Below are 18,319 nucleotides of genomic sequence, written 5' to 3'. Positions count from 1 at the left end.
CGACCATGGCGGGAGAAAATCACGAGATTGCTAAGGCCACCTTCCAGTCGGATCGGCCGAGTAGCCGACGCCGGGGAAAATATCGGGTTTGGTTAGCCAAGGCTTTCAAACGCGCCGAGCGAGCGCGTGGCGGGCGGGTGCTAGGAACTTGGTAACCATAAACGCGCATCCTACCCGCATCGCATCCCTTCCGCCGGTCCGTCCGCGCGCGGGGAGGCACATCCGTTTCGTTGGGCCGGGCCGTTCATGACCATCGAATATTCAGCCGAGATCGGGCCTGGCTCGTCGCGCGCTCCCGCCAAATCCAGCGCGAGCCGCATGCTGCGCGGCTTCCTGTGGACCGGCTCGGCCGCGGCGCTTCTCCTGACGCTGGCCGCCGCCGCCATGCCGGCCCTGTTCGCACTCGGCGGCGAAGGGCTCGATCCGCAGTCGGCGCAGGATCTGACCCGCGCCGCGAGCGGCCTGTCCCTCGCCAAGATGCCGAGCGCGCTCGCCCCCAAATCCTCCCGCCTGGAACGCCCTTCGGTGCGCCGTGTTGCGACCCCGCCCGTGTCGGTGCAGACCGAGACGAAGGGAGACGGACGCATCGCCCGGCTGATCGCCCCGAGCCAGAGCCTCCAAGTCGCCTCCGCCGGGGGAGCGATGCATTGGCTGGAAGGGCCGAAGGTTTCCACCGCCACCCGTTTCGCGCCGCTTTTGCCCAAGCCCGAGGAGATTGCGGCCGCGACGCTCGAGGATCAGGCCCTGGCGGAAGCCGAAGTCGCCAGCGAGACGCCGGACATGGCAAGCGTCGTCGCCGACGCGCCGGTCGAGGTCGCGGCGCTCACTGTCCCCAAGCCGACGTTTCGCCCGCTCGCGCCGCGCGTCGAAGCCCTGGCGGCGGAAGAGGATGAGGACGAAGACAGCGACGAGAGCGAAGCGAAAGTCGTGGCGCCGCGTCTTGCGCCCGCGCCCCGCCTCGCCCCGGCGGCTCGTCTGGCCCCGGCCACCAAGCGCAGCCAGCCCACGCCGAGCCTGGTCATGGCCTATGCGCGCCCCGACGCCGGCGCGCTGCGGCTCGACCCGACGGCGGTCGATCCGCCCTCGCTTCGCCCGAAGATCGGCGCCGGCACGGCGATCTACGACATCACGGCCTCCACCGTTTACCTGCCGAACGGCGAGCGCCTGGAGGCCCATTCCGGCCTCGGCCGGATGCGCGACAACCCGCGCTTCGTGCACCAGAAGAATCGCGGCCCGACGCCGCCGCACACCTACAAGCTGACGCTCCGCGAAAGCCTGTTCCACGGGGTACAGGCGATCCGCCTCACGCCAGTCGGCGGAGAGGGCAAGATCTTCAACCGGGTCGGCCTGCTCGCTCACACCTACATGCTGGGCGCGCGGGGCGATTCCAACGGCTGCGTCTCGTTCCGAGACTACAAGCGCTTCCTCGCCGCGTTCCGGCGCGGCGAGATCCGGCAGCTCGTGGTGGTGGAGCGAATGGACAGCCCGAAATCGCGCTTCGCCTGGCTGTTCGGCAAGTCCTAAGCTTTTAGAGCACCTAACAAAAATCTCGTGGGGTCGGCTGGTCGGTTCTTTCCGCCGTGGACTTCGTCGCGAATGCTCGCCGATGCCGCTGGCATCGACTGCGCTTCGCTCCTCGTCCCCGACGCAAATCCCTCGACCATCCTCCGCCCAGAGATTTTGTTAGGCGCTCTTAGACCGCCCGGCCGCCCACCAGAGCTTGATCCACCAGCGGCGTGAAGCCGCCGAAGATCATGCGATGCCCGTCGAAGGGCCGCTCGCCCATGAGGCGCGGGTCCTGCATGAGCTTGCCCCAGCCGGCATTGCGCGCTGCCTTGGAGGGCCATTCGACGAAGGAGAAGACCACGGTCTCGCCGTCCTCAGCCTGGGTCGCACGGCGGAAGTCGGTGCGCTTGCCGTCCCGGACATCATCGCCCCAGGCATCCACGAGGCGGCTCGCGCCGTGTTCGAGAAAGGCGTCGGCCGAGGCTTGGCAGAAGGCGCGATAGCCCTCGCGTCGGTCGGCCGGAATGGCGAGCACGACGCCGTCGATATAGCCGCACGCCCCCGGCCGCCCCGCCTCGAACAGGGTCTCGAAGCCGGAAAAGATCATCCGCTGCCCGTCGAAGGGCATCGGATCCATCGCCTCCATGCGCGGATCGCTCATGATCTTGCGGTTGGCGGCATCGCGCGTCGCGCGGTCGGGATACTCGATGAAGGAGAAGACGACCGTCTCGTCGTCTTGCGCCTCGACGGCACCCCATAGATCGTTGCGCTTGCCGCGCGGCACCTCGTCGCCCCAGCCCTCAAAAAGCCGACGGGCGCCGAACTCGCCGAACAGGGGCGCCGCCGCCTCGGCGTGCGCCTTGTAGCGCTCCTTGTTGCTGTTCGGCACGGCGAGAAGGAATCCTTCGAGATAGGACATGACGAACCTCCCATCGGGCGGGGCGGTCATGGGCAAGGCGTCCTCCCGCGCTCGCCGAACCGCGACCCATCTTGTTCCAAAAGGCGTGGCGTCAGGCTGCGCCGGCCCCGCTCCACGCGGCCATGGCGCGCTCGACATCCATCCACATCAGTTCGATGACGTGGCGGTCGGGGTCCTCGAAACTGCGGCCATACATGAAATCGCCCATCACCTGGGGCGGCGTCGGGTCCGCCCTGGCGCCAGCGTCCAGGGCCTTGGCCAGTGTCGCATCGACGCCCTCGCGCGTCGTTTCGCTCAGGCAGATCAGCACTTCGCTTTCGGCTTTGGCGTCGACGATGCGCTTGGTGGTGAAATCGGCGTATCGCGCATGGCTGAGCAGCATGAAGGCGATCGTCTTGGAAAAGGCGAGCATCGCGGCGACGCCCTCCTGGCTGAAGCGCTCGTCGCGGCGCGCGCCGACCGCCTCGTAGAAGCGGCTCGCCCGTTCCACGTCCGCCACCGGTAGGTTCACGAAAATCATCTTGGCCATCATTCTGGCTCCCATGGCATCCACTGCTTGCCGAGCGTGTCGCATCTCGCTATCAAAGACAACGATGAAGTTAGGAAAAATAACTGCAGCATCGAAAGGTCGAGCGGCGCGTTGGTACGAGGATGCCTGCGGCACCGCCCTTGGGCTGGAGCTCGTCGGCGAGCGCTGGGCACTTCTGATCCTGCGCGAACTCATGTTCGGCCCGCGCCGCTTCGGCGAACTGAAGGCGGACCTCGTGGGCATCAGTGCCAATGTCCTGACGCAGCGGCTGGAAGGGCTGGAAGCGGCCGGCATCCTGCACCGCCGCCGTCTGCCGCCACCCGCCGCCGCGCCGGTCTACGAACTGACACCCTGGGGCTACGAGGCCGAACCCGCGATCCAGGCGCTCGGTCGCTGGGCGGTGCGCTCGCCCCGGCACGATCCGACCCTGCCGCTCTCGGCCGCCGCGATCATGCTGTCGCTGCGCACCATGATGAACAGCGAGGCTTCGCGAGCTCTGCCGCCCTGCCGGATCGCCTTTCAGTTCGGGGAGGTGTTGTTTCTCGCGCGGCTGGAAGCCGGACATCTGGCGATCCGGCGCGAGGCGGGAGAGGCGAACCTCCTTTGGCGCACCGACCCGATGACGCTCGCCGCCCTCGTCTACGGCAAGCGGCCCATCGAGGACGCCGAGGCGGCGGGGCAACTCGCGCTGACCGGGGACCGAGCGCTGGCAAGCCGCTTCATCGACCTGTTCGAACTGCCCGAAAAAGCCGGTCGCCCATAGAGCGGCGACAACGCTTGACCGAAAGATGCGAAGAGCCGCGCCTATTGAAGATGGCGCCCCCTCTCGATCGCGCGGAGAACCAGACTGCGCGCTTCCTCGACATGTTCGACCGCCTCCCGCAGCCCATAGTCTTCCGACCAACGTGCGATCTGTTGGAGCATGGTGGCGATGGCCACGAGGTCCGACGGCTCGCGGCCATCGGAGAGGAGGTCGGTATTGGAAGAGCGATCGCAGAGTTTCGTGTCACGCATGTCGAGCAACCCATTCACAGCGACGATTGAACAGGGAAGGGAAATCGGGCTCGCCCCGTTCCAACGGACCTTCGCAAAGCGTCAGCGCGCAGTGGTCGGGACACGCGTGGAAGGCGTCGAGAACGCGGCGCCTCTCCTGTTGCGTGCGCGAGCGATCCCGCATGATATGGCTTGTCGAGAACCGTTCCAGACTTGGGGACCCAGGGCCATTATGACCTCCACCACCGCGCCGGACGAAGCCCCGCACCTCGCGCCGACGATCCGCACCATCGCCATGCCGGCCGACACCAATCCGGCCGGCGATATTTTCGGCGGTTGGCTCTTGGCGCAGATGGATTTTGCCGCCGGCGCGGCCGCCGCCCGGCGCGCCAAGGGGCGCTGCGCCACGGTCGCGATCGACGCCATGCAGTTTCTCAAACCCGTCTATGTCGGCGACGAGGTCAGCCTTTACGCCGAGGTCGTCCATGTTGGGCGCACCTCGATGAAGATCTCGGTCGAGGCGTGGCGGCGCAGCCGCGAAAATGAAGAGACCGAGCAGGTGACGCGCGGGACCTTCACCTTCGTCGCGATCGACGCCCAGCGCAGGCCGCGCTCGATCGACTGAGAGATCGAGCCCAGCGGCCGAAAGGCCGGGCCGTCAGGCCTCGACCGATCCTGCCGCGCGATCCAAGCGCATTCGCCCGCTACCACCAGCCGGGCGGCACGGCGCGCGCGGGCGGCACTTGGGAGCGGCGCGGTGCCCGGTCTCCCGGCGGCCAGGCGAGCCCGGCATGGAAGGGCGCGGCGCGCATCAGCAGCGGATTGTGAAACGGGTCCGACGCGGCGACGCCCGGCCAGCGCGCCAGCATGGCCCGAGCCTCGCGTGCGGCATCGCCCGGCGGCACGCTGGACGGCGCGTCGAGGCGCAGGACGGCGTCGGGGGTCACCACGACGCGCCGCCCAAAGGCCTGCAGCTTCAGCGCGTAGTCGTGCGACCCGAAATGATGGGGAAACAGAAGCGCGTCGAAGCCGCCGAGCGCCAGAAACTCCGTGCGCCGCGTCAGGAGGCAGGACCAGCCGAGGCCCGAAACCTCCCGCGCCGCCCGCATCGCGTCGCCATAGCCGGGATCGCCGGGTTCGAGCCCCGCGAAGAGCGGCAGCGAAACGCCCAGCGGCGACAGGAGGCGGCCGGCTTCGACGATCGCCCCGCGCGCGGTGGCAATCGTGGGCGCGACCGCGCCGACATCCGTTTCCGCCAGCCGGGCGAGCAGTTCCTCCAGCCAGTCCGCGCCTGCGGGGCGCAGGCGCGCATCCACGAAGCAGACGCAATCGGCCCGAACCGCGTCCGCCGCCGCGTTCAGCCGTGCAGCGCGCGAGCGCCCGGGGCCGGACTGGATCAGCTCCACGCCGTCGAGCTTCAGCGCTTCGCGCAAGGCGGGATCGAGAACCGGCGCGCTGACGAAGAGCGAGACGGAATTGGCCGCGCGGGAGGGACGCAGCGCTTCCGCCGCCGCGCGCAGCGGCAGCGTGGGATCATCCGCGTCGAGGATCAGGGCGAGCGTCGGCTGCGCGCCCCGGCGACGCACGCGAAGGGCCGGCAGGGTCGCCGCCGGGCGAGGGCGCAGATCCGCCTCGACGCCCCGCGCCGCCAGATGCGCGGAGGCGCTCGCCGCCAGCCCGTCGACCTCGGCCTCCGGCGCAGGCAGGGGCGCGACGGCGGCGAAGCCGGGCACATGCAGGTATCTGCCGAGCCGATGCAGCCCGGCTTCGAGCGGCGCCAGGATAAGCCGATGGAGATGCCGCACGTCCCGCCCGAGCGCTTCCAGGCTTTCGTCCCGGCGCATCAGAAAGGCCATGTCGGGGCCGGATTGCTCCAGCGCCCGCTCGTAGCCGAAGGCGGCAAAGGCGAGCGGATGGAGCGCGCCGTCGTCGCTTCTTAGCAGCAGATCGCCATAGGCCAAGCTCGCGCCGCCATCGGCGTCGAGTGCGGCGAGGAAACGCGCCAGGGCGCGAGGCCGCAACGCGACGCCCACCCGCAGCCAGAGAACGGCGTCGCACTCGGCCGCCTCTTCCTCGAGGAACAGACGCGCGGCGGCGGGATCGAAGGTCGCCGGCCCCGAAACGGCCGGCAGGATCGCGGCTGGAAAGGCCCTGCTCGGCGCGCCGAGCGAGGCGAGGCTGGCTTCGCCATCCCCCGCGCCGACCACCAGGACGGCGATGCGGCCCGGCTGAACGTCCGCTGCCTCGGGCAGGGGGAAGCGTCGCTCCCAGCTTTCGAAGGACCCGAGGGGGACATGGTCGGGCAGCAGGGCGTCGAAATAGGCGCCGCGCGGCGCGTCGGCTTCGCTTTCCGCCCGCGCGGCCAGAACGGCGGCGAGCCCATCGGGGAAGGCAACGAGTGTCAGCGCGCCGCCGGGGAGCGGGCGTCCGTCCACGGTCACCTCCACGTCGCGCGGGCGGGCGTCGGCGAGCGTGCGCGGCAGCGTGAGGCGAAAGCCGGCGACGGGACGTTCAGCCGACTCCACGCCGAAGCGCTCCATGCGCCAGCGATTGGCAAGGGCGCGGGCCACCGGCGCGCCGTCCACCCAGGCTTCCACCACGCGAGCCCTGCCAGGCTCGCTTCCCGGCTCCACCCATCCCGACAGGCTCAGCCCGCCCGTCCATTCCACATGGCCGCCCGGCACGCCGCTCGGCGCCAGGGAGGATTCGCCCAACAGGTCGATCGGCGGGGCCAGCGCGATGTCGAGATTGGCGAGGCGCAGTTCGGCGCGGCGCAGCTGGGGAAGCGCAGCGGCGTCGAGCTGGAACCGAAAACCGTGGCATCCGTCGCCAGGGCCTGCCGCCAGCGCGAAGGCGTCGAAGGCGCTGGAGCGTGCGAGCCCGGCGGGAAAGCCGTCGAGCAGGAGTTCCACCGCCAGCCGCCGCTCCGGGTCGGCGGGGTCGATCACATAGCCTTCGAGCAAGAGTTCGGCGCTGCGCACGAAGCGCACGCGAAGCGCCATGTCGCCGGAGCCGGCGCGAGCGGGCGGGTCGTCACGCCGGCGCCGGCGGGATGCCACCAAGGAGCCAATCGAGGAGGGCGTGGGCGTTGTCTCGGTCACGGGCAGACGGGTCCAGATAAAGGTTCGGCGGCGCGGCGGCATGGCGGCCGGCCGGATCGACAAGGGCAAGGGGAAGGCCGGTCTCGGCCCCGAGGCGCGCAAGCTGGCCCCAGCCACCGAGGCCGGGCGGCAGGGCGAGCGCGCCAAGCGCCAGCCGCCGCGCCAGCCAGCCGAGATCTACGGGCTCCACCGGCCCGGTCACGAAGACATTGCCGAGCGAGAACAGGGCGAACTCGTCCAAGGCGCGGCCGAGAACGAACAGCATTTGGCCAGGTGCGCGCGCGCGAAGCGCGGCGGAGAGGGCGTGCACGAAGGCTTCGGCGCGCGGGCTAGGGGCGGGCATCAGAAGGCCGAGCGGCGAAGCAGGCGCGGCCGCGTTTTCGGAGGAAGATTCCGCGAATGCGATCCGGTCCAGCCTCTCGGCTTCGAGCCCGAGATCGCGCAGGAGCAGCGCCCCCGTCCCTTCGTCGGCGACATGAAGCCCGCGAAGCGGATGCGCGGACGCACCGCCCCAAGCCTCCAGCGCAGCGACCGCGTCCGGCCCCTCGAAAAGGGCGTCTATCGGCGCGCCGAGATCGGTCAGGACCTTGCGCACATGAGCAGGCGGCGGCGGGCCGACCATGTCCACCACGCCGGGCGCGAGGCGGGTGAACAAGTCGTGCCAAGCCTGCTCGTTGTCCGGTGGCAGGTCGAGCGATTGCGGGGCGGCGTGGGGTTCGCCCGCGCGAAGCGACAGGAGCGTTCGTCCCTCCGCGCGGTGCCAGCTCAGCGCCAGAGCCTCGTCGCCGTCGCGGCGCAGGCGAAACAGATGTTCCCGCGCCGCGACATCGCCACGCGCGAAGACCACGAGCCGCGCCCTCGTCGAACCGCCCAGCGCCACCTCCAGCCCGGCGCGTGCGGCGCGCAGCGGATCGGCGGCGGCAAAGGCCCTGGCCTCGGGCCTGTGCGCGGGAAATCGCCGGTCGGCCAGCCGCCGGTTGCGAGCCAGGAGCGCGCCGCGCTCCGTCGAGAAGGACCGGCCGCCGTGATGGGCGACGAAGATGCCCGGCGCCGCGACATTGCGAAAGCCCGTGGCGCGCACACGCAGGGACAAGTCGAGATCCTCGAAATAACCTCGCCCGAATAAGCTGGAAAAGCCGCGCACGGCTGCCAGCGCATCATGACGCAGGAAAAGGCAGAAGCCTGTGCCGGTCGGCAGGTCAATCGCCCGCGCGCCATGAAGCGAGGCGGCGAGCGCGTCGAGCCGCCGGGCGTCCTCCGACGAGGGCATCGCCGTCCTGTCGGAGCGCACGGGGAAGCTGGCGAACTCGCCGGCATTCGACAGGGGCGTGACCGTGCCGATCCCCGCCTCGCCATAGGCGACATCGGCGAGGCGCTCCACCGCGCCGGGCGGCAAGGCGGCGTCACTGTTGAGGATCACGACGTCCTCGCCGCCGGCCAGGCTGGCGAGTCCCCGGTTCACCGCCCCGGCAAAGCCGAGATTATGCGGATTGCGCAGGAGCTCCACGAGGCCGCGCCCGGCGAGCGCGTCGAGCAGCAGCCCGAGCTTTCGGTTCGGCGAGGCGTCGTTCACCACCAGCACTCGGACGCCCGGCCCCTTGGCCGCGACGGCCGCGCGTAAGCCTTCCTGCGTCGCCTCGAAATCCTCGTAGACCGGAATCAGCACCACGACGGGGCGCCGCGCGGGGATCAGATGCGGCGCACGGCGCGCGGGGTCGGACAGGGCGACACTGGTGCGCGGCCAAAGCTGTCCGCTCGCCAGCGGCTCGGGCAGGTCGCTGGAATGGAGCGCGAAGCACCGCGCGGTGGGGGATGCGGGCAGGTCCACGAAGGCGCCTCGGGCGCCGCGCGGCGCCAAGGTGAACGCCGCGTCGGCCCGGATGGGCGACCGCGCCTCCCCGTCCTCGCCCTCCAGGTGAAGGTCCAGTTGCTCCGCCTCTCCGTTCCAGGCGATCCAGCCGAGCAGCCTTCCGTCGAGAAGGTCGAGCCGCGCCACGGCCGGAACGCCGCCCGCGAAGAGCCGACCGAGCGCGAGGCGCAGGAGTTCATGTGGCATCGCCGTCTGAGCTACCAACGCGGACGGGTCGGGCAGATCGGCACCGGCCTTGGAGAGTTGAAGCATCGCCAGCGCCACGAGCGGATCGGCGGGATCGGCGGCGAAGGCGCGCGCGAGATCGGCGGCCGCATCCTCCCGCGCGTTCAAGAACCAAAGCGCCAAAGCGCGGAGCGCCAGCGCCGAGGCAGGCGGCGGCACGCCCAGCCGGCAGCGCCGGTCGGCGAGCGCGAACGCGTCGCGCGGCCGGCCGGAGCCAAGCGCGCGCGTCGCCGCCAACACCAGCGCCTCCTCATGGGCCTGCGTGCCGGCCATGAGGTCGGAACCGGACAATTCGTTCGGCACCGGAAGGCGAGGCTCCTGCGACATGACCCCATCATGCCAGCCCTCGCTGTCCGAAAGCTGGCGTCCCGGTGCGGCAAGCGCCCGGAAGCGATGCGGGGGTCGATCCGTCTTGCCATGCCGTTGCGAGGGCGGCTCCAAACCTCGTTCCGGCGTTCACGCTTTGCTGTCCCTACCACCAGCCTTCGCTTGCGCGGACCGGGGCCGGAGCGCCATGCTGCGGGCTTGAACACCTTTCCCGGCGGAGCCGCGTCCATGAGCGAAAGCGACGACACGAAAAACGGCGGCTCCGGCAATTCGAGCGGGGGCGGAGCGTCGGCGGCCGCCGCCAATGTCGTCGTCGCCGGTGGCATGGCCACCACGGCTGGAATCAGCGTCACCTCGCCCACGGCCGCCGCCTCCACGAGCAGCGGCGGCTCGCGCGGCGGCGTGGCGGACGGGGGCGCCAGATCGACGGCCTCTCAGAGTTCCGAGGCGGCCTCCGTCAACGATGGCGGGCAAGGTGCCGGGGGCCTCGGCTTGGGCACGTCCACGGCCGGAGGTGCGGCATCGCATGGCGCCGGGGCGCGGGCCGCCGGAGCGGGTGGGGGAGCAGGGGCCGGACCGTCCGGCGCGATCGGCGGCGCCTCGACCTCCGGCGCGCGCAGCGGCGGGTCTTCTCAGCCGGGTCGGGGCGAAGCGCGTCCGACCGAGGGCGGAGGCGGGGCGGACCCTGCGGCTGCGGCTGCGAGTGGCGGTGGCACCGACGGCGGCGGGTCCGGCGGGTCCGGCGGGCAGGGTGGCGACGGGTCGGACGGGTCCGGCGCGTCCAGTTCGTCGACCTCCGGCGACAGCGCCACGGAAACCGCCATGAGCGCCGCCACCGGGCAAGGCTCGGGCAACGGATCTACCGGGAGTTCCGGCACCGCCGGATCGGGCACGGGCGGCGGCAGCGACTCCGCCACGAGTTCGAGCGGCAGCACATCCACCGGATCGGGCCTTTCGGGCGGCACGCAGGGCCATTCGGCGGCAGGTGGTCTCGGCGGCTCCTCCAACACGTCCGACCCGCTCGCGGGCAACGTATCTCCAGTCTGTTTCCGACCGGGAACGGCCATCGCGACGCCCACGGGCCAAGCGGCGATCGAGACCCTGCGGCCGGGCGATCTCGTGCTGACAGCCGATGGCGAGGCACTTCCCGTTCTCTGGATCGGCCGGCAGAGCCTCGCTTCCGGCGAGGGAGACCCGCTGCGGGTTCATCCGATTCGCATCCGGGCCGGCGCCCTGGGACCTCGGCTTCCCGCGCGCGATCTCTACGTTTCGCCCGACCATGCGCTGGCGCTGAACGGGGTGCTGGTTCACGCCGGCGCGCTGGTGGACGGCACGGCCATCCAGCGGCAGGACGATCCGCCGGCGCTTCTCGTTTATTACCATATCGAGCTTGAGCGCCACGCGCTGGTGCTGGCCGAAGGCGTGCCGGCGGAAAGCTTCGTGGACAATCCCGAGCAGCTCACCTTCGACAATGGCGACGAACGGGCCGCCGCGCTGGCCGGGCGGCAGCCCTGCGCCGAGATGGACTGGCCCCGCGCCAAGGCCGCGCGGCAGGTGCCCATGGCGATCCGCCGCCGCCTCGCGGACCGTGCCGCCCTGCTGGCCGCGATCGACACGCCAGAAGCGGAAGCTGCCTGACCGTCATCAGCCTCATAAGCTCGATCCAACCCCTTCCCGACCGAGCCTCAGGCTTTGCGCGGAGGCCGCGCCGCGCGGCCGAAGGCGGTGCGGCTCCAATGGCGTTCGGTGGACTTGTAGCCGGTCAGGCAGTGGATCGCGACGAAGCGCGACAGCGTGTGCCGGCTGACGATCCGGAGATCGGCAACCTCGGCCGGGCGCGTCGCCAGAAGCCACGCCGCCGCGCGGGACAGAAGCCCGGGACCGGTGCTCAGCCAGAGAATGTCGCCGTCTCCCCGGTTCACCGCTTCGCTGGCGAGATCGCGGGCGAGTAGGACGAGAGGGTGGGCCGGCCGCGCGGCGAGGACATTGTTTCCCAGCGACCCCAGATCCTCCTGATAGGTCAGGAGCCCGACCGGGCCGGCGAGAAGCGGGCGGATCGGCGCGAGGCAGCGGTCGTCGGCATCGGCATAGATGCCCCCCTCTTCGCCGAGCAGCGCGAGCCGGAAGAGGTCGGCTTTCATCGCCGGCTGGCGCGCCCGGCGGAAGGCGGCGAGCGCGTCGTCGAGGCCCCGCTCATTGAGATAGGCCTCCGCCTCCGCCCGGCTCCAGATCCGACCGTCGAACCCGTCATTCTCCTTTCGCCAGCTCTGAACATAAGCCGCCACGTCGGGCGGCACGGGCGGCTCGTCCCAGAACTGGTGCAGCACGGGCGGAACAAGGCTGGGTTCGTGGCTTGCCTCCATCTCCTCCACCATGGGATGCGCGCCTTGGCGGCGCAGTTCGATGAGAAGTTGGAGCGCAGCGATCGTGCTGTCGGGAAAGGCCGAAACGGCCCCGCGAAGGGCAGCGAGCCGCGCCTTCGGTGCCGGCTCGGCCAGGGCCGGACGGAGCGCCGACAGCGCGTCGGCATCCATGCGGAACTCGTCGTAGAGCTGGCCGTAATGGCTTTGCGACGGGTTGGCCGACTTGCCCTTCAGCCGGCTCGACCCCGCTTCCAGCCGCGCCAGGGCGGCGAGATGCCCGCCCGCCCGCTCCAGATCGAGGCCGAGAAGCGCGGCGTGGATCAGCCGGTTGCGCACCCAGCCGTCGCCCGGCAGGCGCGCGACGGCCGCCTCGCCCTCGCGCACCGCCGCCTCGAAATCCCAGCGCGCGGAGGCGAGAAGCGAACCGACGAAATGGCGCCGCCCGGCATCCGCGCGGAAGGCCGGCGGCGGGTCGGAAAGGGCCGCCTCGACCTCGGCGAAGGCCCCGGCCTCGACGCGCTCCACCAGCGCCTGCTGCCAGAGATGTGCGTGGCCGGGATGGCGATCCCGGGCCTCTCCCAGCATCGCGCGCGCCGCCTCCGATTGCCCGGTCTGGCGCAGGAGATCGGCGCGCAGCGACGCGGTTTCGGGGCGCGATCCGAACCGGGCGTCGACCCCGTCCAGCCGCAAAAACGCCGCCTCGACCTCGCCGCTCAGCGCCTCGGCCCGCGCTGCGCCGAGCCAGGCGGACAGGCGCGTGGGGTCGCCGGCCGCGGCGCGATCGAACAGGTCGCGTGCCGCCGTCAGATCGTCCAGTATCAGGGCGCGCCGCGCCCGTGCGTCGAGAAGGGCGGGATGGTTCGGCGCAGCCCTTTCTAGCCGAGCGAGGCAGGCCTCCGCCCGGCCATCTTGGCCGGCGCGCATCCAGTCTTCCGCCGCGTCCACCAGCGTCTCGACCCGCGCGGCCTGCCTCTCCGCCGCCGCTTCGAAAGCCCCCGCCGCCTCCGCCCAGCGCCCTTCCGCGCGCAGGAGATGCGCCTCTGCCACGCCCACATCCGCCCGCCGCCGCGTCGCTTCGGGAATGCCGGCTAGCCAGCGTTGCGCCGCCTCGAAGGCGCCGTCCTCGCGGCTCATCGCGGCAAGTTCCAGCTGCGCCTGCGCTTCCAGCGGCTCGGCCTCGGCCGCTTGGCTTAGAAACGCGCGCGCTTCGTCGCGCCGCCCCTCCATGCGCGCCACGAGGGCGAGGCCCATCAGCGCCCAGTAGAAGCCGGGTCGGTGTTCCAGCGCCAGATCGTAAGCCGCCGCCGCGCCCGCCAGATCGCCGCTGGCGCGCCGGTCGTCGCCCTGAAGCAGGAGCGCGCGGGGATGGGCGGGGTCCAGCGCCAGGGCGCGGTCCAGAACGGAGCGCGCGGCCTCCGGCCCCTCGGTGCGGGCGCGCAGGCGATAGAGTTCCAGCAGCGCATCCACCGGTGGCGCGGGCTCGTCGGTGATCGCGCGAAGCTGCGCTTCGGCTTGATCGCTCGCGCCGGCCTCACGAAGTGCCACGGCCCATTCGAGGCGCAGCGCGAGATCGGCCGGGGCCACGGCGAGCGCCGCTTTCAGATGCGCCGCGACGGCCTGCGCGTCGCCCCGCTCGCGCGCCGCTCGCGCCAGTGCGCGCAAGACCGCGAGGCTGGCCGGGTGTCGCACCAGAAAGCGAACGAGGCGGGTCTCTGCTTCCAGCGCCCGCCCGCTTCGGCGCAGGAGATCGGCCTCCGCGCCGACCAGCGCCTCATCCTCCGGGCCGAGCGCCTGTGCCGTTTCAAGTGCAGCGAGGGCGGCCTCGATCGAAGCGGGGGTCGTGGCCAGACGCGCTCGTTCCAGCGCGGCAGGCGCGAAGCTCGGCCGGGCCTGGAGCAAGGCGTCCAGTGCCGCTTCCGCCGGCTCCCGCTGCCCCAGCGCGGCGCGCTGCCGGGCCGTGTCGAACGCGAACCAGGGATCGTCCGGAAGGAGCAGGCTCGCGGTGCGCAGGAGCGCCAGCGCGTCCTCGCCCGCGCCGCGCTCTCGCGCGAGCTCCGCCAGCCCGCGCAGCGAATGAGCGAGCGGCGTCGCCTGCGCCAGCTGGAGCCAGGCCGCCTCCGCCTCGGCCCCTCGGCCCAGCGCGCGCAGCGCAGCGCCGGCATCATGGGCGTTCCAGAGATCGCGCGGGTCGCAGCGATGCGCCTGTTCGAAGGCTTGCAGCGCCGCCTCGTGCTGTCCCTCGGCCCGCGCGACGAGGGCGAGCGTGCGCCAGCCCGGCGCGAAATCGGGCTTTTCCTGCGTCAGGGCGCGAGCGAGCGCCTCGGCCCCGCCGCGTTGACCGAGCGAGAGATGCTCCAGCGCCATGTCGTTGCGCGTCCAGGCATCACCCGGCCGCAGGTCCAGCGCCTCGGCCAAGCGGGCCAGGGCCTCGGCGTGCCGCTTCTGCGCGCGAAAGCCGCGCGCCTCGGCGCGCAACTGCTCGAACGAAGGGGCTGGGGGCTGGCTCATGGGGCTCCGGCGGAAGGTCAGGCTCCCATCATGCCACCGGAATGGTTGATGGCTCCTGACCCTTCTTGCATCCGCAGGACGCCCCGTCCGCGTCAGCCCTCCAGGATCGCGACGCCGGAGGGCGCGAGCTCGTCTCCGCCGAGGCGGAACCGGCCGGTGAGCCCGTGCTCCGACAGGCGCACGGTCTCCCCGCCATAGTTGAAGACATAGGCGAGCCCGCCGGCACGGCGCAGGCGAAGGCCGGGCGGCAGGTCGAGCGTCGCGAGCCCCACCTCTTCGGCCAGGCTTTTCAGGAGATCGAAGGCCAGCGCTTCGTCCGGCCAGCCGGCGAGATAGCGAAGCGACCCCGCACCGGCCAGCGTCGGCTCGCCGTCGCGCGAGCGAAGCAGGACATGGGCGTCCTCGACCTCCAGCATCTCGCGCCAGATGCGGAAGGCGCCGGGGCGCCCGTCCATGGGCACGGTGAGGTTCGGCGGCAGGGTCTCGACGCGTGTCACCTTGAGCGCATCGAGCGGAGCGGGGAGTTCCGGCGGCAGGGCGACGGGAATGGCGAAGTCCGGCGTGCGCGAGCCCGAGCGCGGGCCGACCAGCGCGACGCCGTCGAGCCCCGCCAAAGCCGCGCGCAGATGCTCCGGCCACGCGAAGAGACCGGGCGCCAGAACGAGGCGGTAGGGAGAGGGATCGGCGCTCTTGGCCTCGAGGAAGTCCACCGACAGGCCGAGCCGGCGCAGCGCGTTGTAGCACTCGACCACGAGGCGGAAATAATCGAACTCCTTGCCCTGCGGCTGCGTGGTCCAGGCCCAGGCCGAGGGGTAGTCGAAAAGAATGGCGACATCGGCCCGGCCCGGCATGGGCAGGTCGAGCCCCGCGATCTCGCGCGCCACGGCGGCGGCCTCGGCATGGCCGGGCGCCGGCTGGCTGTCGGGTCGCAGGAGGCCTGCATGCATCTGCTCCTGCGCGAAGGGCGCCTGGCGCCAGCGGAAGTAGCTTACCACCTCGGCGCCGTGCGCGAAGGCCTCCCAGGTCCAAAGCCGCACCATGCCGTCGCGCGGCACGGGATTGTGCGGCGCCCAGTTCACCGGGCCGGGCTGCTGCTCCATGATCCACCAGCGGCCGTTCGAGGTGGCGCGGTAGAGATCGTGGTGCAGGGCCTGGAGATCGGGATCGCCGGCCCGGGCGAACGCGGCTTTAAAGGCGGGTTCGCGATGGGCCCACTGGTCGAGAAAGCCGAGCGGATAGGAATCCCAGCTCGACACGTCGAGATCGGCGCCGAGATCGAAATGGTCGAAGGAGAGCGTGCGTCCCATGAAATTGTGGATGACGTCGCGCCCCGGCGAGAAGCGGCGGATGATGTCGGCCTGCAGCCGGTTGAAGCTGACGATCGCCTCGGAGGAATAGCGGCGGAAGTCCATGACATGGGCGGGCGCGGGCTCGGTCAGCGCCACGTTGGGCAGCTCGATCTCCTCGAAGCTCGCATATTCCATCGACCAGAACACGTTACCCCAGGCGCGGTTCAGCGCGTCCGGCGACTGGTACTTGCGGCCGAGCCAGTCGCGAAAGCCCTTCAGCGCAGCCTCGGAATAGGACAGGGCCGTAAGATGGCAGGCATATTCGTTGTCGGTCTGCCAGGCGGCAACGGAAGGGTGCTCGCCGAAACGGCGCGCCAGCGCTTCCACGATGCGGGCGCACTCGGCGCGGTAGCCCTCGTGCGAGAAGTCGTAGTGACGGCGCGAGCCGAAGCCGCGCACGCGCCCGTCCTCGCTCACGGGCAGCATGTCGGGCATCTCGTCCACCAGCCATTTGGGCGGCGTCGCGGTGGGCGTGCCGAGCACGACCTTGAGCCCGGCCCGGCCGAGCGTATCGATCGCCCGCTCCAGCCAGTCGAACGTATAGGCGCCGCGCCTGGGCTCCAGCCGCGACCAGGCGAACTCGCCGATCCGCACGAAGCCGATGCCGGTCTCGGCCATGCGACGGGCGTCCTCGGCCCACATCTCCTCGGGCCAATGTTCGGGATAGTAGCAGACGCCGAGCGCGCGAACGGGCATGGGGATTTCCTTGGATTGAAGGTCTCGGTTCACTTCACCGCCCCAGCGGTGATGCCGGACACGAACTGGCGCTGAAGGAAGACGAAGAGGGCGACCATGGGCAGGGTCATGAGCGTGGCCCCGGCCATGACCGCGCCCCAGGGCGGCACGGAATTGACCGTGAGCAGCGAGCCGAGCGCCACCGGTGCGGTGCGCGCCGCCGCGTCGGGCGCGACCAGAAGCGGCCAAAGGTAGTTGTTCCAGGAGGCCAGGAACAGGATAATGAGAAGGGCAGCCAGCGCCGGGCGCACCAAGGGCAGGGCGATCAGCACGAATATGCGCAGCTCGCCCGCCCCGTCGAGCCGCGCCGCCTCGACGATCTCCTGCGGCAGCGACAGGAAGGTCTGGCGCATGAACAGGACGCCGAGCGCGTTGAACAGCGGCGGGACGATCACCGCGATGAGCGTGTTGGCGAGCGATAGGTCGCGGGCCACCAGCACATATTGGGGAATGATGACCACGGCATAGGGCACGGTCAGTGTCGCGACGAGCAGGCCGAACAGGACGTTCTTGCCGCGAAAGCCGTAGCGCGCGAAGGCATAGCCCGCGAGGCTGCTCAAACCCGCCGAAAGCAGCGCATAGGCCAGCGCCACGACAATGGAGTTGAGCATCGCCCGGTCGAAGGTCGCGATCTCGACGATCCGCCCGATATTGCTGAGGAGTTCGCGCCCCGGCAGGAGCGGAACTCCCGCCGAAAGGATTGCCGCGTCCGGCTGCGTGGCGAAGACGGCCATGAGGTAGAGCGGGGCCAGCCAGAGCGCGGCGAAGGGCATGAGCCCGATGGTCAGCCAGAAGCCCTTGCGGCGCGCCCGCTTCGTGCCCGTGCTGACGCCCGCGCTCATGCCTCGGCTCCCTTGCGCGCCAGGAGAAGGTTCAGCGCAGCGATCAGCGCGGCCATGGCGGCGATGGAATAGGCGATGGCGGAGGCATATCCGAAATTGAGGTTCACGAAGCCCTGCTTGTAGAGATAGGTGCCGAGCGTCTCGGTGGCGTTGCCGGGCCCGCCGCGATCGGTGATGAGCCACGGCTCGGCGAAAAGCTGCATCGTGCCGATGACGGAGAGGACGAGGCAGAAGGCTAGAACCGGCGCGAGAAGCGGCAGCGTGACATGGGTGAAGGAGCGCCAGGCGCCCGCCCCGTCCATGCGCGCGGCTTCGTACAGGTCTTTGGGGATCGACTGGAGCCCGGCCAGGAGGATGATGGCGTTGTAACCGGTCCAGCGCCAAGTGAGCGCCAGCACGATCACGGCCTTGGCCGTCGCGCCCTCGTGCAACCAGTTCGGACCATTGATGCCGAGCGCCCGCAGGCCCTCGTTCACCGCGCCGAAATTGCCGTTGAACAGGAGGCGGAACACGACGGAATAGGCGACCTCGCTGACCACGACCGGGGCGAAGAAGGCAAAGCGCAGAAAGGCGCGCCACCGTAGGAAGGGCGTGTCGAGGGCGAGCGCCAGGGCGGTGGCGAGCGCCAGCATCAGCGGCACCTGGACCACCAGCACCAGAAGCGTGTTCCACAGGGCGTTGTGAAAGGCGCGGTCGATCAAAAGCCGGCGCCAGTTCACGCCGAGATCGAAGACCCAGGGCGAGACGCGCGTGTTCTGGAAGGACAGGAGCACGGACTGGATCAGCGGCCAGCCCCAGAACAGGACGAAAACCAAGAGAAAGGGAGCCAGAAACCCGTAAGGGGCGCGGCGACTCGCGTGCATGGGCAATCCCATCAAGGGTCGAGATAAATCGGAGACGAGACGAATCGGGGCGAGGAAACAGGAGCGGAAAGCGGCGCCCGCGCGGTGCGGGCGATCTATTTGGAGGGGCAGGACCCGAGTTGGTGCGACCTTGCGAGCGCGGAGCCGCGCTAGGGCCGCGCCTGAAACTCAAGACGAGACGCGCGGCCG

At 70.7% G+C, this 18,319-nt stretch carries 13 protein-coding genes; 4 read left to right on the top strand and 9 right to left on the bottom strand.

Annotated elements, in window-relative coordinates; all coding sequences use genetic code 11:
- The first annotated feature begins 246 nt into the window (after positions 1–246).
- Positions 247–1,524 carry a DUF2778 domain-containing protein gene (locus M673_RS24980; RefSeq protein ID WP_061978257.1) on the top strand — a complete coding sequence of 426 codons (1,278 nt, stop codon included), beginning with the start codon at positions 247–249 and terminating at the stop codon, positions 1,522–1,524.
- 169 nt (positions 1,525–1,693) lie between these two features.
- On the opposite strand, the gene M673_RS23775 is transcribed toward M673_RS24980, so the two are convergent.
- Both M673_RS23775 and M673_RS18980 read right to left on the bottom strand, forming a co-directional pair.
- The gene (locus M673_RS23775) at positions 1,694–2,455 is read right to left on the bottom strand and encodes a DUF1428 domain-containing protein (RefSeq protein ID WP_244493131.1); all 762 of its coding nucleotides are present in this window, start codon (positions 2,453–2,455) and stop codon (positions 1,694–1,696) included.
- A 61-nt stretch (positions 2,456–2,516) separates the two neighbouring features.
- Positions 2,517–2,954, bottom strand: a complete 438-nt coding sequence (locus M673_RS18980; protein WP_061978317.1) for a VOC family protein — start codon at positions 2,952–2,954, stop codon at positions 2,517–2,519.
- Between the two features lie 64 nt (positions 2,955–3,018).
- Between M673_RS18980 and M673_RS18975 the strand changes: the two genes are divergently transcribed.
- Positions 3,019–3,717 carry a winged helix-turn-helix transcriptional regulator gene (locus M673_RS18975; RefSeq protein WP_061978256.1) on the top strand — a complete coding sequence of 233 codons (699 nt, stop codon included), beginning with the start codon at positions 3,019–3,021 and terminating at the stop codon, positions 3,715–3,717.
- Positions 3,718–3,758: 41 nt separating this feature from the next.
- On the opposite strand, the gene M673_RS18970 is transcribed toward M673_RS18975, so the two are convergent.
- A complete protein-coding gene (locus M673_RS18970) occupies positions 3,759–3,968 on the bottom strand; it encodes a hypothetical protein (protein ID WP_061978255.1) in 210 nt (69 codons plus the stop codon).
- Positions 3,969–4,179: 211 nt separating this feature from the next.
- Between M673_RS18970 and M673_RS18965 the strand changes: the two genes are divergently transcribed.
- On the top strand, positions 4,180–4,572 hold the full coding sequence (locus M673_RS18965) for an acyl-CoA thioesterase (RefSeq protein WP_061978254.1): 393 nt from the start codon (positions 4,180–4,182) through the stop codon (positions 4,570–4,572).
- A 79-nt stretch (positions 4,573–4,651) separates the two neighbouring features.
- Here M673_RS18965 and M673_RS24330 read toward each other — a convergent pair whose 3' ends face one another.
- Both M673_RS24330 and M673_RS18960 read right to left on the bottom strand, forming a co-directional pair.
- The gene (locus tag M673_RS24330; protein WP_148640189.1) at positions 4,652–7,009 is read right to left on the bottom strand and encodes a hypothetical protein; all 2,358 of its coding nucleotides are present in this window, start codon (positions 7,007–7,009) and stop codon (positions 4,652–4,654) included.
- The gene (locus M673_RS18960) at positions 6,981–9,470 is read right to left on the bottom strand and encodes a glycosyltransferase family 2 protein (RefSeq protein WP_061978253.1); all 2,490 of its coding nucleotides are present in this window, start codon (positions 9,468–9,470) and stop codon (positions 6,981–6,983) included. The genes M673_RS24330 and M673_RS18960 overlap by 29 nt, the downstream gene beginning before the upstream one ends.
- A 228-nt stretch (positions 9,471–9,698) precedes the next feature.
- Here M673_RS18960 and M673_RS24325 point away from each other — a divergent pair, with 228 nt between their 5' ends.
- Entirely contained in the window at positions 9,699–11,108 is a 1,410-nt protein-coding gene (locus tag M673_RS24325; protein ID WP_061978252.1) for a Hint domain-containing protein, read from the top strand.
- Between the two features lie 47 nt (positions 11,109–11,155).
- Here the strand turns inward: M673_RS24325 and M673_RS18950 are convergent, their stop codons facing one another.
- From M673_RS18950 to M673_RS18935, 4 genes are all read right to left on the bottom strand, one after another.
- Complete coding sequence (locus M673_RS18950) at positions 11,156–14,341, bottom strand: tetratricopeptide repeat protein (protein ID WP_148640188.1); 3,186 nt, start codon at positions 14,339–14,341, stop codon at positions 11,156–11,158.
- A 92-nt stretch (positions 14,342–14,433) separates the two neighbouring features.
- Positions 14,434–16,386, bottom strand: coding sequence for a beta-galactosidase (locus tag M673_RS18945; RefSeq protein WP_061978250.1), 1,953 nt, complete (start codon positions 16,384–16,386; stop codon positions 14,434–14,436).
- A 29-nt stretch (positions 16,387–16,415) separates the two neighbouring features.
- Positions 16,416–17,267: a carbohydrate ABC transporter permease gene (locus M673_RS18940; RefSeq protein ID WP_061978249.1), complete on the bottom strand. Its 852-nt coding sequence runs from the start codon at positions 17,265–17,267 to the stop codon at positions 16,416–16,418.
- A complete protein-coding gene (locus tag M673_RS18935; protein ID WP_061978248.1) occupies positions 17,264–18,130 on the bottom strand; it encodes a carbohydrate ABC transporter permease in 867 nt (288 codons plus the stop codon). The genes M673_RS18940 and M673_RS18935 overlap by 4 nt, the downstream gene beginning before the upstream one ends.
- Positions 18,131–18,319: the final 189 nt, after the last annotated feature.

The organism is Aureimonas sp. AU20, from assembly GCF_001442755.1.
Lineage (GTDB): Bacteria > Pseudomonadota > Alphaproteobacteria > Rhizobiales > Rhizobiaceae > Aureimonas.
This window is presented reverse-complemented; position numbering and strand designations above follow the sequence as displayed.